This is a genomic window from Alkanindiges illinoisensis DSM 15370 (genome assembly GCF_000619845.1).
GTDB classification, from domain to species: domain Bacteria; phylum Pseudomonadota; class Gammaproteobacteria; order Pseudomonadales; family Moraxellaceae; genus Alkanindiges; species Alkanindiges illinoisensis.
Genome location: NZ_JHUX01000003.1, coordinates 35228 through 51141 on the forward strand (window position 1 = coordinate 35228; position 15914 = coordinate 51141).

At 48.0% G+C, this 15914-nt stretch carries 14 protein-coding genes and 2 tRNA genes; 6 read left to right on the plus strand and 10 right to left on the minus strand.

Annotated elements, in window-relative coordinates; translation table 11 throughout:
* Positions 1–121: 121 nt before the first annotated feature.
* The 5 genes from pepP to Q337_RS0100240 all read left to right on the plus strand — a co-directional run bounded on the left by pepP (position 122) and on the right by Q337_RS0100240 (position 5244).
* Positions 122–1432, plus strand: a complete 1311-nt coding sequence (pepP, locus tag Q337_RS0100220) for a Xaa-Pro aminopeptidase (protein ID WP_026469861.1) — start codon at positions 122–124, stop codon at positions 1430–1432.
* Positions 1433–1462: 30 nt separating this feature from the next.
* Positions 1463–2164, plus strand: coding sequence for a hypothetical protein (locus Q337_RS0100225; protein ID WP_026469862.1), 702 nt, complete (start codon positions 1463–1465; stop codon positions 2162–2164).
* 15 nt (positions 2165–2179) lie between these two features.
* Positions 2180–3406 carry a 2-octaprenyl-6-methoxyphenyl hydroxylase gene (gene ubiH, locus Q337_RS0100230; RefSeq protein ID WP_026469863.1) on the plus strand — a complete coding sequence of 409 codons (1227 nt, stop codon included), beginning with the start codon at positions 2180–2182 and terminating at the stop codon, positions 3404–3406.
* 111 nt (positions 3407–3517) lie between these two features.
* Entirely contained in the window at positions 3518–4795 is a 1278-nt protein-coding gene (locus Q337_RS0100235; protein WP_026469864.1) for an FAD-dependent monooxygenase, read from the plus strand.
* A gap of 167 nt (positions 4796–4962) precedes the next feature.
* Positions 4963–5244, plus strand: coding sequence for a hypothetical protein (locus tag Q337_RS0100240; RefSeq protein WP_026469865.1), 282 nt, complete (start codon positions 4963–4965; stop codon positions 5242–5244).
* Between the two features lie 130 nt (positions 5245–5374).
* Here Q337_RS0100240 and panD read toward each other — a convergent pair whose 3' ends face one another.
* The 9 genes from panD to Q337_RS0100290 form a co-directional block, all read right to left on the minus strand.
* On the minus strand, positions 5375–5755 hold the full coding sequence (gene panD, locus Q337_RS0100245; protein ID WP_026469866.1) for an aspartate 1-decarboxylase: 381 nt from the start codon (positions 5753–5755) through the stop codon (positions 5375–5377).
* Positions 5756–6103: 348 nt separating this feature from the next.
* Positions 6104–6691, minus strand: coding sequence for an aminoacyl-tRNA hydrolase (pth, locus tag Q337_RS0100250; RefSeq protein ID WP_026469867.1), 588 nt, complete (start codon positions 6689–6691; stop codon positions 6104–6106).
* A 29-nt stretch (positions 6692–6720) separates the two neighbouring features.
* Positions 6721–7323, minus strand: coding sequence for a 50S ribosomal protein L25/general stress protein Ctc (locus Q337_RS0100255; protein ID WP_026469868.1), 603 nt, complete (start codon positions 7321–7323; stop codon positions 6721–6723).
* Between the two features lie 114 nt (positions 7324–7437).
* Positions 7438–8391: a ribose-phosphate pyrophosphokinase gene (locus tag Q337_RS0100260; protein WP_026469869.1), complete on the minus strand. Its 954-nt coding sequence runs from the start codon at positions 8389–8391 to the stop codon at positions 7438–7440.
* A 283-nt stretch (positions 8392–8674) separates the two neighbouring features.
* Positions 8675–8749: transfer RNA gene (locus Q337_RS0100270), tRNA-Gln, on the minus strand.
* Between the two features lie 135 nt (positions 8750–8884).
* Positions 8885–8959: transfer RNA gene (locus Q337_RS0100275), tRNA-Gln, on the minus strand.
* A 30-nt stretch (positions 8960–8989) separates the two neighbouring features.
* Positions 8990–9826, minus strand: coding sequence for a 4-(cytidine 5'-diphospho)-2-C-methyl-D-erythritol kinase (gene ispE, locus Q337_RS0100280; protein ID WP_026469870.1), 837 nt, complete (start codon positions 9824–9826; stop codon positions 8990–8992).
* Entirely contained in the window at positions 9823–10446 is a 624-nt protein-coding gene (gene lolB / locus Q337_RS0100285; protein WP_084494657.1) for a lipoprotein insertase outer membrane protein LolB, read from the minus strand. The genes ispE and lolB overlap by 4 nt, the downstream gene beginning before the upstream one ends.
* 109 nt (positions 10447–10555) lie before the next feature.
* Positions 10556–12232: a tetratricopeptide repeat protein gene (locus Q337_RS0100290; RefSeq protein WP_228133054.1), complete on the minus strand. Its 1677-nt coding sequence runs from the start codon at positions 12230–12232 to the stop codon at positions 10556–10558.
* 87 nt (positions 12233–12319) lie between these two features.
* Here Q337_RS0100290 and hemA point away from each other — a divergent pair, with 87 nt between their 5' ends.
* Positions 12320–13654: a glutamyl-tRNA reductase gene (gene hemA / locus Q337_RS16240; RefSeq protein WP_051526446.1), complete on the plus strand. Its 1335-nt coding sequence runs from the start codon at positions 12320–12322 to the stop codon at positions 13652–13654.
* A gap of 252 nt (positions 13655–13906) precedes the next feature.
* Here hemA and Q337_RS18180 read toward each other — a convergent pair whose 3' ends face one another.
* Entirely contained in the window at positions 13907–15808 is a 1902-nt protein-coding gene (locus tag Q337_RS18180; protein ID WP_051526447.1) for an esterase-like activity of phytase family protein, read from the minus strand.
* Between the last annotated feature and the right edge of the window lie 106 nt (positions 15809–15914).

Consider the following 15914-nt stretch of genomic DNA (forward strand, 5'->3'; position numbering starts at 1 on the left):
AGCCGACATTAACACCGATATTACGGCCTTAATCAATGTGACTTTAATAAAAATGCTTGCATTCCCTCGCGAAAAGAGGGAATGATCTTAAAAACCTCTGATTAGAGTCAATGATTACACGATGACCTCACCAGCCCAAATGCCTTTTGCTTACCGCCGTGCCCGCCTGTTAGAACAAATGGGTGATGACGCCATTGCCATTATTGCCACCCGTGCAGAAATGTACCGTAACCGCGATGCCGACTATAAGTTTCGCGCTGATAGCAGCTTTTATTATTTGACTGGTTTTGCCGAGCCGGAAGCAGTGGCAGTGCTGCAAACTGGTAGTGATCAGCTTTATACGCTGTTCTGCCGTGAGCGCAACCGGGAAATGGAAATCTGGAATGGCTTGCGTGCAGGGACAGAAGGCGCAGTGAGCCAGTATGCGGCGGATCAGGCCTTTACCATTGAACAGCTTGATGAGCAAATCATTAGTTTGCTCAGTGGTAAAAAACGTTTGTACGTGCGGCTGGGACAGGATGCTGCCTTTGATTTACGGGTAATAGGCTGGCTCAAGAAAATTGCGGCCAACCAGCGTCAGGGCGGGCAAGGGCCGGTGGAAATTATTCAGCTGGATTCCTTGCTGGATGAAATGCGCCTGTTCAAGGATGCGCATGAAATCGACCTGATGCATCGCGCTGCGCAAATTAGTGCGCAGGCGCATGTGCGTGCCATGCAGCAGGTGAAGCCGGGTATGATGGAATATCAGCTTGAAGCTGAACTCTTGTATATCTTTGCGCAAAATGGCTGCCAGACTGCTTATAACAGCATTGTGGGTGGTGGTGCCAATGGTTGCATTTTGCATTATGTGGAAAACAACCAGCCCTTAAAGGACGGTGACTTAGTGCTGATTGATGCGGGCGCTGAGCTGGATCATTATGCTGCAGATATTACCCGCACCTTTCCAGTCAATGGCAAGTTTTCGCCTGAGCAAAAAGCCCTATATGAGCTGGTATTAAAAGCGCAACTGGCTGCCATTGAAGCCACCAAGCCGGGCAATCATTATCGCTTGCCACATGAAACTGCCGTTAAGATTCTCACTAAAGGGCTGGTTGAGCTGGGTTTATTGCAAGGTGATATTGATGAGTTAATTGCCAGCGAAGCCTATCGCCAGTTTTATATGCATGGCACAGGGCACTGGTTAGGCATGGATGTGCATGATGTAGGCAGCTATAAGCTAAACAATGAATGGCGGCCTTATCAACCCGGCATGGTGGTCACAGTTGAACCCGGCCTGTACATTGCTCCGGATGATGAAACCGTTGAGGCACGCTGGCGCGGCATTGGCATTCGTATTGAGGATGATGTGCTGGTCACTGAATCTGGTAATGAGGTATTAACCAAAGACGTGCCAAAAACCGTGGAAGAGATTGAAGGATTGATGGGCAAATAAGAAATTGATAAAAAATATTGGAAAATAGATATGAGCGGTTGTGTTGCAGGAACCTTGATAAGGGTAAAAGAAGACAAAAATATACCATTGGAGTGGTGGAAGCCAATTGAACAGCTTCAGGTTGACGATTTGGTTTTGTGTAGGCCAGATACTGATGAAGATATTCAAGACTATAAGCCAGTGGTTAAAAACTTTAAATACACAAAAAAAGAGATATGGGCATTAAGAGTCTATGATCTTGTGGATGATATTACTACTGAGCAGCCGGGCTTATCAACTTATTTTGCTACACCGAACCATCCTGTGTGGAAGTGTGGAACAGCTTCACCTTCTCTGGAAAAACAAAGCTTTAAGAAAACTAAAGGTCATTGGTTACGTGTAGATCAGCTCCAAGAAGGAGATGTGGTTAGGGATGTAAATAATAATCTATATTCAATAGCACAAACGACACCATTATTTCAACTGCAAGATTCAAATCTTGCGTGGTTGCCTAGTAATGATGAATACCGTATAGGAGAATCTTATGGTCATGTCATTGACTTGAATGAATTAATTACCAGTAAGGTTGGCTTGGTAAGGACCGGTAAAGGATGCAATAATTATTATATTGATGAGAGTGGGAATCATATTCCCTATGTTGCAGATGTTTACAATGTTGAGATTGCCGATTTTCATACTTATTTCATAGGTATGGATGGCATATGGGTACACAATACAAATTTTCTGGATTAACAAGGAACTAAAGTAATGCAGCAACCCATATTAATTGTCGGCGGTGGTATGGTCGGTTTAAGCCTTGCCTTGATGCTGGCCCGACAAGGCATTGCCATTCGTTTGCTGGAAGCAGTGAAATATCCTGAAAATACCTCTGGTGAACCTGATACCTATCATTCCAGTTTTGATGCCCGTAATACGGCATTGTCACGTCGTACCGTACAGATCTTTAGCGAGCTGGGGCTTTGGGAAAAGCTATCGCAGCATGCGACGCCGATTTTGCAGGTGAATATTAGCGAGCAGGGTGGTTTTGGCAAAGCACGTTTGCAGGCCCACGAAGAAAAGGTGGAAAGCTTCGGTCAGGTGATTGAAAACGCCTGGCTGGGCCGGGTATTGCTCAGTGAAGTGGGTGCCAATGCCAATATTGAACTGGTAGACGGCATTCAGGTGACATCGCTGCAACAGGATGCAGGCAAGGTGTGGGTTACCGCGCAGCAGGGCAGCGAGCAATTGGAGTTTCAGTCAGGTTTGCTGATTGCAGCCGATGGCCGTGATTCATTTTGTCGTAAGGCGCTCGGTATTGGTGTGGATGAGCACGATTACCAGCAAGTTGCGATTGTCACGACAGTGCAAACCAGCAAGCCGCACGGACAAGTGGCCTTTGAGCGCTTTAGCAAAAATGGCCCGCTGGCACTATTGCCATTGCCTGGCATCACGGGCCAGCAGGATAGTTATCGCCGATCAGTCGTATGGACAGTCGAAAAGGGCAGTGAGCAGCAATGGCTGGGCGAGCATAATGACCAGCAATTTTTGCAGGCTTTGCAGCATACCTATGGCAACCGGGCTGGCGAATTTACCAAAACCGGCAAGCGTTTTGCCTACCCGCTGTCACAGGTATTGGCGCATAGCCAAGTGTCTGGCCGTGTGGTGCTGATGGGCAATGCTGCGCATACCTTGCATCCCGTGGCAGGTCAGGGTTTTAATCTGTGTATGCGTGATGCGCATGTACTCACCCGTTACCTGACTGAGCAATATCAGGCTGGGCAGGACATGGGTGACAACGTCCGCCTCAAGCATTACGAGCAGGCACGCCTGAGTGACCAGAAGCGCGTGATCCGTTTTTGTGATAGCGTGGTGAGAGGGTTTTCCAACCAGAATCCGCTGCTGAAGCTGGCGCGCAATACCGGCCTTGTGGCATTTGATGTTATTCCTGGAGCCAAGCAACTGGTGGCAACCTACGCCATGGGTTTAAAGGTTTAAATAAAAATGATGCGGCAGAATTGAATGATGCCGGCAATCATGCAGGGTTTTGGTCAGCAGATCCTATTAAAATGTCAGCATAAAACGAGTAGCTTAGGATAGGGGCAGCATATGTCGGTTAATCAGCAACGAGAAACAGCACCGATTGAAAAGGTCGTCATCATCGGCGGTGGACTGGTTGGTGGTTTATGTGCCTTGTTACTGGCCAAAGCTGGAATTCAGCCAATTGTACTGGATGCTGCGCCTGAACTGGACAACAGCATTTTACAGCGCCGTGATGCCCGGGTGCTGGCCTTAAGCCCGGCTACAATCAGCCTTCTCAAGCAAACGGACGTATGGCCGCATATTCAGCGCAAGGCCGATTACTATGGCATGCAGGTCTGGTCACGGGATGGTTACGGCATCCTGGAGTTTGGCAAAACAGACCATACCGCACCACGCACGGCTCAGGACTTACTGGGCAGTATGGTAGAGCCTAGCGTGCTGGGACTGGCCATTCAGCATGAACTCAAAGCGCAGATTCAACGCTATCACACACAGGTGCGGGTACAGCGTATTGAGCCATTTGGTGACTATTGGCAAATTACCTTAACTAGCGGCCAGCAATTTAATACCACCTTGCTCATTGGCGCGGATGGCGGCAATTCCTTGGTTCGGAAAATGGCAGGCATTGGTGTTGACGTGCTGGATTATCAGCAAACTGCCATTAGCTGCGCGATTAAAACCGAACAGCCGCATCAGCAAATTGCCCGTCAGGTTTTTTTGCCCACAGGGCCTTTGGCCTTTTTGCCCATGATGGATTTAACCTTAACTGGTTTAAGCTCGGATGAACCCGCCGGGCACTGGCAATCCGTAGTGTGGACGCTGCCAGCGCAGGATACCGAAGAATTAAGCCAGCTTAGTGATGCTGATTTTCTGGCGGCAATTACGCATGCCAGTGGCCACATGCTAGGCCAGGTAACAGCGGTAGAGTCCCGTGCAGCGTTTCCTCTGGCGGCTAGGCAAGCTGATCGCTATGTGTTGCCGCACCTGGCACTGATTGGCGATGCAGCGCATGTAGTGCATCCATTGGCAGGACAGGGCGTTAATCTGGGCTGTCTGGACGCGGCGCTGCTGGTCGATAACCTGATGCGCGATGAGGAGCGTGGCCTATGGGCACACTGGCAAACCCTGAACCGTTATGAGGTCAAGCGCCGTAGCCACAATAGCCTGATGATGCATAGTTTTTCCGGACTTGGCTGGTTGCAAGGCAGTCAGTTAAAAGCAGTGCAGTGGTTGCGAAGTGAGGGCATGCATTTTGTAGCTAACAATCCGTTATTGCTGAATATATTTACTGAACAAGCCAGTGGTAAATCTGCAATAAAAGATACGAGATATTACCAGTTCTAGCTTTTGGGTTACTATTTACCCATGTTTTGTTGAACCGCTTAAAAAAATAGCAAGTTATTGTCACCACCACTAGCAAGGATATTTCGAGATTGCTACAGTTAGCGAAATTCTTGAGCACCAACCTGTCTTAAGAAAACTGACTAATTTCAAGAGATACATTAGGGGTAATGACAATGACTATTGATCACGATGATGACTACGACAATGCTGACAGTGACGTAGAAGCAGTAGATGTTGATGAAACCGAAACTGTGTCCACGGATGTCGGCAGTACGGACAGCGCGGATGACGCGCCAAGCTTGACAGATGCTGATCTCGCTGAAGCTGAAAGCTTAACCGTAACGGCTAAACAATCCATTCGCCAGCAACTGGAAGATGAAGTCGCGCGCTTTTTGGCGCAGGGTGGAAAAATTACTGAAGTACCAGCCGATGAAAGCGTACATGAATAATGTACCAACCAGCTAGTGCTTAAAGATCAGTACTTAAATAAAAAGCCTATGTCATTGCATAGGCTTTTTTGAGCGCTTTCCAGCCAGCATTAGCTTAGCAGACTGGAAAGTCTAGATATTTTTGAGTCGATCAGGCTACCTGAACTGGAATCACATTGGTGGTGTGGTTAACGGTATTATCCGGGTTGGCATAAACCAAACGTGGCTTGTAGGATTTTAGCTCAACTTCGGTATAAACCCCGAACGCTGCAATAATAATAATATCGCCCACATCCGCATGATGCGCTGCACCACCATTGACCGAAATAATGCCGGAGTTATCTTCACCACGAATGGCATAAGTGGTAAAACGCTTGCCATTGGTCACATTCCAGACCTGAATTTGTTCATATTCCAATAATCCGGCCAGATCCATCAGCTTGCCATCAATGGCGCAGGAACCTTCATAATGTAGCTCAGCATGGGTTACAACCGCACGGTGAATTTTACATTTAAGCATATGAGTTTGCATGGCAAATGTCTCCTGAGGAGTAGGGTAACCAACGCTGGCAAAATATCAGCAGTTTAAGCGCCGGATATTTTGCAAAAGCTTGTTCCGCTTTGAAACGGCGACATTTTGCCGTGTTCAGGGCGGTGCTGCAAGTAATTTGTGCGGATAATCACAAAATCCTGAGATTGAATGTAAATGATACGGCGAGTTGAGCTTTATCCTCTTTACCTCAGGCATAGCCTTCGATCTTGCGACGCGGCAAATGAGGAACAACATTCCGCAAGACGTAGTGAAACGAAGTGGCTTTGCTTTATCCTCTCAAAAAAATCATAGATTTTTTTCTTGCGCTCGGGTAGAGCGATGCTCTACTTATCCTCGCTCAGGCTTGAATGCATTCAACTGGTTCATGGCCTTAGACACGTCACCATTTACCAATAGATGGGTTTGCTGGAGCGCTTGTTCAATGGCCTGATCCAATAAATTTTGTTCGGCTTGCGGTGCCTTGCCTAAAACATGGCCAGTGACTTTTTCACGCGAACCCGGATGACCAATGCCAATACGCAGGCGGTGAAAATCAGCGCCAATATGCGGCACAATATCACGCAGCCCATTATGGCCACCATGACCGCCCCCTGTCTTGAGGCGAATGGTACCCGCAGGCATATCAAGCTCATCATGCGCAATGAGGATTTGTTGAACTGGAATCTGGAAAAATTTGACAAACGGAGCAACCGATTGTCCGGAACGATTCATGAACGTGGTTGGAAGTAATAATCTGACTTCCTGTCCTTCAATCGTGCCACGACCGGAAATGCCAAAAAAGCGCGGATCGTTCTTAAGACTAATGCGGTACTGGTCGGCCAGTTGCTGGACATACCAGAAGCCCGCATTATGACGGGTCTGGGCATATTCCGAACCCGGATTGCCCAGACCAACAATGAGTGACAATTTATTCAATGGTCTAGCTCAAATATGACAGGTTAGGCTTATTCAGCGCTATCCTGGCTACCACCAGCTGGTGCATGGATGTTAGCAATGGCGTTGTCATGGCTAGTACCTTGTTCCAGCGCAGCAATTTTTACGCCTTCTGGCAGTTTAATGTCAGACAGGTGAACCACAGTACCGACTTCAACCTGAGCCAGGTCAACTTCGATGAACTCAGGCAGGTTGCCAGGCAGGGTAATGATTTCTACATCGTTTGCAATAATGGAAACAATACCACCTTGCTGCTTCACGCCAACTGAAGTTTCCTGATTAATGAAGTGCAATGGAACACGTACGTTAATCGTATGGGTTGCATCAACACGCAGGAAGTCAGCATGCATTGGGAAGTTTTTAGCTGGATGACGCTGTAATGCTTTTAGCACAACAGGTTGTACCTGACCGTCAACACTCAGGTTAACAATGTGCGAGTAAAACGCTTCGCTTTCCAGAACCTTTACCAGATCCTTGAATGCAATGGAAATGCTCTGAGGAGCTTGTTCACCACCGTAAATCACGGCAGGTACCAGATTAGCGTGACGCAGGCGGCGGCTCGCACCTTTCCCTTGCTGATCACGTGCTACGGCATTTAAGTTAAAATCAGTCATGATATGTCCTAACAGTTAAAAAAAGCTGAACTTGCGACCAGTTCAGCTGGGATTTTTTGTAGCAAACAACAAGTGTTACTACAAAAAAATAGGGTTAAATTTTATTCAACAGCATTAAATACTTTCATCAAACATGGCGCTGATGGATTCTTCGTTATTAATACGACGAACCGTTTCGGCAACCATTGCAGATACTGACACCTGACGAATCTTACCGCATTGCTGGGCAGCATCCGATAATGGAATGGTATCTGTAACTACCAACTCGTCAATAACTGAATTTTCCAGGTTACTGATGGCCGGGCCAGATAATACCGGATGGGTACAATAGGCCACCACACGGCGAGCACCAAATTTTTTCAGGGCTTCAGCAGCTTTGCAGAGGGTTCCAGCAGTGTCCACCATGTCATCAACAATCACGCAATCACGGCCTGAAACATCACCAATAATATGCATGACCTGAGATTCATTGGCTTTCGGACGACGCTTGTCAATAATGGCAAGATCTACATCGCCCATTTGTTTGGCAATGGCGCGGGCACGTACTACACCACCAATATCAGGAGAAACCACGATCAGGTTGTCATATTGTTGCTGGCGCAGGTCGGCAAGTAAAATGGGTGAACCATAGATGTTGTCAACTGGAATATCAAAGAAACCCTGAATCTGGTCAGCATGCAGGTCAATCATCACCACGCGGTCAATACCGACGGTGGTCAGCATGTCGGCAACGACTTTGGCAGTGATAGGTACACGGGCAGAACGCGGACGACGGTCCTGACGGGCATAGCCAAAATAGGGAATGACTGCGGTAATACGGCCAGCACTGGAACGACGCAACGCATCGGCCATGACCAGAATTTCCATTAGGTTGTCGTTTGTCGGGCTACAGGTTGGCTGAACGATGAATACATCTTTACCGCGAACATTTTCAGTGATTTCCACCGCGATTTCGCCATCAGAGAAACGGTTAACAATGGCCGAACCCAATGGAATATGAAGATGACTGACCACTTTATGGGCCAGGGCGGTGTGGGCATTGCCACTAAAAACGACAAGATTGGGCATGTTTCACCTGAGCGAGGTTAAAGCAAAGCACTGCTTTGCCCGAGCGCAAGAGGAAATCTACAATTTTCATGCAAAAATAAAGCAACTGCTAAGAGCTGCCCAGGCGCATGAGAAAATCTGTGATTTTCTATAGGGAATAACTGAAATTACTTTGCTCTACAAAACAAAATAAAGTCTTATATTCACTTAAGCGCAACAACAAAAACGAAAAGCACTACTCTTCCGCTATAAATTAGAAAGCCTATGATTTTCTAAAAGAATTAAGGAAAAATAGTTTGGAATATGGCAGGGGCGGCTGGATTCGAACCAACGGATGCCGGGATCAAAACCCGGTGCCTTACCACTTGGCGACGCCCCTAAGTCGGCGGAAACTATAGTGTTGTTGCTGTAAACTGTCAAGCTGATTTACATAAAATGTGCTGTTGAAAAACCACATTTTAAACAGTTAAGCACAACGATGTTCCAGTTTTAAAATGATATCAGCCAGTTAAAATGGCAGGGGCGGCTGGATTCGAACCAACGGATGCCGGGATCAAAACCCGGTGCCTTACCACTTGGCGACGCCCCTGTTGACGTAGATAATCACATTGATACCACGTTAAACCAGACCCAACTGTTCATGTACCGGAGAATTTTGCAGACCATGACAAAAATAACTTTTGCATGGTGCATGCTGCATTATCGCTGTGATGTCCTGTTCCGGCTGAACCGGTAAAAACACACAGGCTCCTGTACCTGTCAAACGTGCCTGACCAAACTGGTTGAGATAGGCTAGCGCTTGTGCAACTTCGGGATATAATTTTTGGGCAATTGCCTCGAAATTATTACCAAATTGCGTTGGGTTTTGCTGATAGGCGGCAAATGTAGTTTCTGGCGTGTTTCTTGTCAATGATTCTTGTGAAAAAAGTTGCTTAGTGCTGATAAAACAATCAGGCTTGAGCACAATATAATCAATTTGCGGCAAATCGACAGCGACCAACCGCTCACCCACGCCTTCCGCCCAGGCATTTTTACCCAGAACAAAAATAGGAACATCCGCACCTAGTTGAATACCCAGCTTGGCCAGTTCAGTCACCGTTAGGCCAGTTTGCCAAAGTTTATTTAAAGCCAGCAGAGTCGTGGCTGCATTGGAAGAACCGCCACCAACCCCGCCACCAATGGGAATGTTTTTTTGCAGTTCAATCCGGCAACCCTTGGAATAGCCAGTATGCTGTTTTAATAAACGCGCTGCCTTAATAATCAGGTTATCTTCACTGGTAACCTCATCCAGCTGGTTGATGCTTAAGCTGGTATGGTTAATATCAAAACTCAGGTAATCATATAAATCAATAAGTTGAAATACAGATTGCAGGTTGTGATAGCCATCAGAGCGTTTGCCGGTAATGTGCAAAAACAGGTTTAGCTTGGCTGGCGAGGGAAGCGTGAGTTGACTCATTGTTGTGCTGCATCCTCACGTGACTGGATAGTAAGGGTCACGCGGTTTTCACCTTGGGGCAGGGCTTGAACCATCACCAGTTTTTGGGGTAGCGGCTCTGCATTGTCATAGCTTAACTGCACCTGCCAGCCCCCTTCGGCAAGCGTTTTTAAACGGTGTTGTTCATCATACTGGGCTTTTGCACTGCTGGAGGCCGGTTTGCCTTGCACCCACGAAACCAGATAGGAAATAGGAGCTTGCCAGCCAGTCGCCTGTTGCAGTAGTTCTTCTGGACTCGCGGCCTGCAAGGTTCCGGTTTTAGCACTGGTTAATGTGACCTTGCCGGGAATGCCTTCAATGCGGGTTTGCCCGATGCCTAGCGCACCTGTCAGGTCAATGGCAAAGTAATTATTGACCTGAGTCCAGGCATAAAAGGCACTGCCATTTTGCTGTGGCGTTCTAACACCAATTTTGCCTGCAATACTAAATTGGGTTTTAACCATTTCCTGACTAGGCAGGGGCGTGCTTAAGGTTGGGGCTTTAAGGGTTTTTTGACAACCACTTAGCCCCAGACTGATACAGCCAACCAATAAGGCAGCAGAAAGACGAAAGGTTTGGGGCTGGGTAATCTGAACAGACATGATTTAATTTTAAGTGAGTGAAATTAATCATGTATTGTAGGGAAATTGGTGATAGCCAGGGCAGGCATTTTGTGGTTTTTTGAAAAAAGCTAAAAAATTCCAGCAAAGGTTATAGGCCTCGCACCTGAATATTGTCGGGATACTGGGCTTGCAGTTTGGATTTTAAGGCGGTATAAGCTGCCATTTCCCCTTTGGCCTGATAAACCTTGGCCAGCCGTAGGGCAATGTTGAGATTATCGCCAAAGGACAGGGCTTTTTGCAGCGCTTTGATTGCACTGTCATAGTCTTTTTGCAGGAATGCCACTAGCCCCAGCGTGTCCAGAATGGCAGGCTGGTCGGGAGCCAGCGTATTGGCCCGTTCCGCCAGTTGCCGGGCATCATTGAGACGGCGATTCTGGGTGGCCAGTGTATAGGCGTAAGCGTTTAAATAAGTTGGGCTATTGGGCTCAATACCTAGCAGGCGTTCCAGCTCCTGATCCAGCAAGGCCTGTTCAGTGGGTTTGAGCAGCAACACACGGGCATAAATCAGTTCAGGATCATCAGGCAGGTTTTTAAGGGCTTCATCCAGCAGGGAGCGTGCTGTGTCCGGCTGATGGTTATCCTTAAGCAGTTGTACCTGTAACTGATAAAGAAAACTGGCTTCACCGGGATGATTAACCCGTTCCTGCGTCAGATGGGAAATGGCCTGTGGCAGGGCCTGCTGTTCTGCCAGCATCAGCGCCATTTTTTTCTGGGCACTTTGATACAATGTGCCTTCCACCCGCTTGTAGTAGGCGCTTGCCAGATCAATCTTGTGCTGCCGCTGTGCATTGATGGCCAGATAATAATACGCCTGATCCATGTAGGCTTCCTGCTGTAACAGCTTCAGCAGGTATTGTTCTGCCTTGGCATATTGCTGTTCATCAATGCTCACCAGGCCGGCCAGCAGCAAAATTTCGGTGTCATCAGGCCATTGCCCGATCATGCCATCGAGTTTTTTAAGGGCTTTGGGCTGCTGGTTTTGCTTGAGCAAATAGCGGACTTCAAACAGTTTCAGGCTTTTATTGCTGGGTTGTAGCGTGGTTTGCTTGTCCAGCCATTGCATCAGCTCGGCATTTTTATTTTGGGCAATCAGGATGTTGGCTTTTAGCGTCATAAATGCAGTGACATCAGGACGCTTTTTAAGCGCACGGTTGATGCGTTTTAAGGCTTCGTCCAGTTGCCCATTTTGAGCCTGCAAGCCTGCAATCAGAACCAGCAGTGACGGGTTACTGTGCATATCCAGATGAATCAGGGCATTTAAGAGTTGCTGGCGATCCTGTTCATTTTCAGGATAAATACCAGCCAGTACCTGATCTAGTGCAACATCCGCATCGGCACTTAAAATCTGGTCAAGAATCCGCCCAGCCAATGGATAGTCATGGGTTTTAAGTGCCAGGTGCGCTAAATAAAACTGGGCCGGGGTGTCCTGAGGTTCATTTTCTACCCAATGCTTGGCAATGTTCAGCGCGGTTTTATCATCCTGTGCATCAATTGATACAGTCAGGGCACGCTCCAGAATGCTGGGTGTGAGGGTTTCAAAGGCCATTTTCTGGTAAATAGCCACGGCTTTGGCCTGTTGTTGCCGGGCCAGTAAAAACTCGGCCTGCATGCTGCCACTAAAGTGGTCATTGACCGGAGTTATAGGGGTATTGCTATTTTTAAAGGCCTGCGCCGATTGCAGTGAAATAATACTCCCCATCAGCAAGCTGTACAGGCATTGCCGACTAGCGCTAACACAAGCATGTGAGGGGGAAAATACGGACAAAGGTGTTCCTGTTTTTGCGAATAGTTTGAGTTTGTGCGGTAGATAACGCACAATAGCACATATTTTTTTTGCAGCAATCCACGCAATATGGGTTTCTTTGCGTTAGGCGTTAACCACACTACGGCATCAGTTGACTTGCGTGAGAAAGTCGCGTTTTCGCCTGAGCGTCTGACCACAGCACTGCATGAAGCCTGTGCATTTTGTCATCTCAGTGATCTGGTGATTCTGTCCACCTGCAACCGCACCGAGATTTATGCCATTACGCCAAAACCCGATCTACTACTCGACTGGCTGGCCCATTTTAATGGTTTGCAGCGTACTGATCTGTTGCAGCATGTTTATCAATTTGATAATGAATCAGCAATTACTCACCTGATTCGGGTCGCCAGCGGTCTGGATTCGATGGTGCTGGGTGAGCCACAGATTTTTGGTCAGGTGAAAAACGCACTACAATTGGCCCGGCAGGCCGGTACGGTGAGCAGCCAGTTAAGCCGCCTGTTTGAACATGCCTTTTATGCAGCCAAAAAAGTACGTTCTGAAACGGCTGTCGGTGAGCAGGCCATTTCCATGGGCTATGCCGTAGTGCAACTGGCGCAGCAGGTATTTAGCAGCTTAAGCCAAACCACTGCGCTTATTGTGGCAGCCGGTGAAATGAACACACTGGTGACACGTCATCTGGTTGAGCAAAACGTGGGACGTCTGCTGATTTGCAATCGTAGCGTGGAGCGCGCAACCCTGCTGGCGGATGAGCTGATGGCGCGGGTGCCTGTGGAAATTATTCCTTTTGATCAACTGGCGGATGCCTTGCCACGTGCTGATATTGTGTCCAGTTGCACGGGCAGTCTGCATCAGGTTATTGATGCCAGTGACGTTAAGCAGGCGCTTAAAAAACGCCGCTTCAAGCCGATGCTGATGGTTGATCTGGCCGTGCCGCGTGATATTGATCAGGCCGTATCGCGGCTCAATGATGTGTATTTATATGATGTGGATCACCTGCAAACCGTCATTGAGGGCAATCTGGCACAGCGCCGACAGGCAGCGCTGGAAGCTGAAGTGATGGTAAGCCAGTTGTCAGCGCAATTTATCCGTCAGCAGCGCAGTGAGCAGGCTACACCGTATATTGTGGCGTATCGTGGGCATATTGAGCAGCTTAAGGCCAGTGAACTGGACAAGGCCAGACAGCTATTGGCACAGGGACAGAATGCCGAACAGGTGCTGGAACGACTGGCTAATGCCTTAACCGCAAAGCTGGCCCATGCGCCATCCCAGCTGGTTCGGCAGGCGGCCATGCATGAAAATCCGGAAATACTGGAATGGAGCATGAGTGCTTTGGGAATTGAAGCGCTTGTCTCGAATGAACCAGCAGAAGGCAAGGAGCAGACAGCGCAACCACAGCCCAGCAATGAGCTGCTAAAGCCTTAATTGAACCCGTATCATAAGTATTAAAAAAGCGGCTATTAATTTATAGCCGCCTTTTTGTGATCTGTAAAAAATAGAGTTCTTTTAAAAGTGTGGTTTCGACATGGTTCGACAAGCTCACCAACCATGGTTCCTGAGCTTGCCGAAGGACAACCACTGTAGCCTGCGGTCATTGAGCACTCGACCAAGCTCACGCCGGACTTGTCGAAATGGTCGAAGGCAAAGTAATAAATTATGAATAAAGTCTAAGCAATATTATTTTACCGATTGATTAAGTTTGATGTACCACAACTGGCTATGGCGTTCTTCCGGTTTGTTGGCAATAATTTTATAGCTATAGCCGCTATTGCCATTTTTATCCGTCAGGTTGCCTTGTGCGTCAACTGTTAATTCAGTGGCATCTATGTTATTGCCTCTCTTGTCTCGCGCATCGACACACAGGCCAAAGTCATTGTCATTGCTAATGGCAAGGGTGTTGGCATCAATTAAGGTCAGGCCTTCCGCTTTCTCCATCAGCCAGCCGTAATCCTTCAAATCCAGCAGATAGGTTTTGCTGGCTGTCTTAACGCCTGCAGCCAGTAACTTGGCAGGCTCCTTGATTTTTTCCAGCTCATCCTCACCGGATTTCAGGTTGCTGATATCTGTGGCGTTCTTGATGTCAACCACATACAGCTTGTTATGGATTTTATTGTCGGCAAAAGTACCTTGTTCAATGGTCATAAAGCGGCCATTGCCCAGTGCCACCAGATCGCCCAGTTTGGCTTTGCCGGCCTTGCCATCCTGCCAGTCCGCTGGAGTAATCGGGTAGGCGTAGGTTTTGCTGGTGCGGGTTTGTGGGTCAAATTCCACTAGACGGGTAAACAGGGCGCTGTTTTTGCTGATGTCCAGCGTACTTTGCACAATGGCATACAGCTTGCCGTTGTTATAGCCCAGGCCTTCACAACCACGGTTTGGCTGGCGCTTGGCAATCAGGGCAGGCAGGCCAGTCCCAGGACCAAATTTTTCGATAATCTTGCCGCTGGACAGTTCAACCTTGGCCACAAACGGGCCGTATTCATCACAAATCCAGCCGTGCTTATTGTCTGCATCCAGTGTGATGGCTTCAGTGTCCAAGCCATTAGCATCTGTGCCCAGATTGATTTTTAGGTCTTCGGATAGGGCCGCTTCGTTACTGGAACCAACGCTACCAGACGGCAGGGGCAGGCCAGTAATTTTCTTGCCGTTTAGACTGAGTTCCAGTTGGCTGGCCAGTTTGACGCCATTTTGGTCAACAGTCAGTTTAACCAACGTAGGGGCAAACTGTGGTGCCGGGAAAACCTTGGTGGCTGTGCCATCTGCCAGCATCGGTGAGTCGGCATTTGGCCCGCGATCCGTAATGGCATAAAAGGTAGAAACGCCATTTTGTGCGCTCACAAAGCTTAGTCCCGAACCCACGGCCAATGGAAAGCCTTTGGGGAAATATTGCTTAAGACTGGCATTGGTACCGCTATAAGGCACGTAAATATCAGGAATGACGTGGCGTTCAATACTGCTGACCAGCCCGCTGCCTGTGGTTTTGTCGTAGCTGATCGTGGCTTTACCCATCGCACTGGCTTCACTAACAAGCAGTTGATCTTTTGCCAGTGCCGCGTCCACGATACTGGCTGAAATATTCAATTTGCTCAGCAAACTGCTAAGCTGCTGGGCAAACTGCTCAGGCGCGATAGTAAAATCCAGCGTGCCAATATTTTTAAGCTGTGCCAATGTTGTACTGGCGAGTTGAATGCCATTGCTGCTGTCGGCATCCTGATCCAGTGTTTGCAGCAATACTGCACGATTAATGCTGCTATTGCTCAGGTTGCCTTGTTCAGTAGTCCCGTTATTCAATGTTTTAAGTAGTACCTTGTCGGAAGTAGGTTTGACTGTACCCAGTGTAATGTCACCCAGTTTAAAGGTAACGGTTTCCCCGGCTTTATAATTAAATTTACCATCACTGCCCGTAACGCCCTGTTGCGAGCTGCTGCTATAGCTGAGGCCACTTACTGCGCTATCAATAAAATAGCCAGTTTGTACTTGGGCTACCGGGGCAGTGTTGTCCTGGTTATCGTTGTCGTCATTACAGGCGGCAAGCGCCAGTGCACTCATGGCAATGATGAGCGATTTATAGTTGAGTTGCATAAAGCAGTTCCAGATTAAAGACTGGCTTAAGCTATAGTGGGCTGATGACAGGCAAGTGACAAAATCATGGCAAAATAAAGACAGTCACTAAAGCGGTGGAGTATCG

What these genes read in the sequence shown, in the direction of transcription:
- pepP (WP_026469861.1), top strand. Translation starts at nt 122, where the DNA reads ATGACCTCACCAGCCCAAATGCCTTTTGCTTACCGCCGTGCCCGCCTG.
- Q337_RS0100225 (WP_026469862.1), top strand. Translation starts at nt 1,463, where the DNA reads ATGAGCGGTTGTGTTGCAGGAACCTTGATAAGGGTAAAAGAAGACAAA.
- ubiH (WP_026469863.1), top strand. Translation starts at nt 2,180, where the DNA reads ATGCAGCAACCCATATTAATTGTCGGCGGTGGTATGGTCGGTTTAAGC.
- Q337_RS0100235 (WP_026469864.1), top strand. Translation starts at nt 3,518, where the DNA reads ATGTCGGTTAATCAGCAACGAGAAACAGCACCGATTGAAAAGGTCGTC.
- Q337_RS0100240 (WP_026469865.1), top strand. Translation starts at nt 4,963, where the DNA reads ATGACAATGACTATTGATCACGATGATGACTACGACAATGCTGACAGT.
- panD (WP_026469866.1), bottom strand. Translation starts at nt 5,755, where the DNA reads ATGCAAACTCATATGCTTAAATGTAAAATTCACCGTGCGGTTGTAACC.
- Q337_RS0100255 (WP_026469868.1), bottom strand. Translation starts at nt 7,323, where the DNA reads ATGACTGATTTTAACTTAAATGCCGTAGCACGTGATCAGCAAGGGAAA.
- Q337_RS0100260 (WP_026469869.1), bottom strand. Translation starts at nt 8,391, where the DNA reads ATGCCCAATCTTGTCGTTTTTAGTGGCAATGCCCACACCGCCCTGGCC.
- ispE (WP_026469870.1), bottom strand. Translation starts at nt 9,826, where the DNA reads ATGAGTCAACTCACGCTTCCCTCGCCAGCCAAGCTAAACCTGTTTTTG.
- lolB (WP_084494657.1), bottom strand. Translation starts at nt 10,446, where the DNA reads ATGTCTGTTCAGATTACCCAGCCCCAAACCTTTCGTCTTTCTGCTGCC.
- hemA (WP_051526446.1), top strand. Translation starts at nt 12,320, where the DNA reads ATGGGTTTCTTTGCGTTAGGCGTTAACCACACTACGGCATCAGTTGAC.
- Q337_RS18180 (WP_051526447.1), bottom strand. Translation starts at nt 15,808, where the DNA reads ATGCAACTCAACTATAAATCGCTCATCATTGCCATGAGTGCACTGGCG.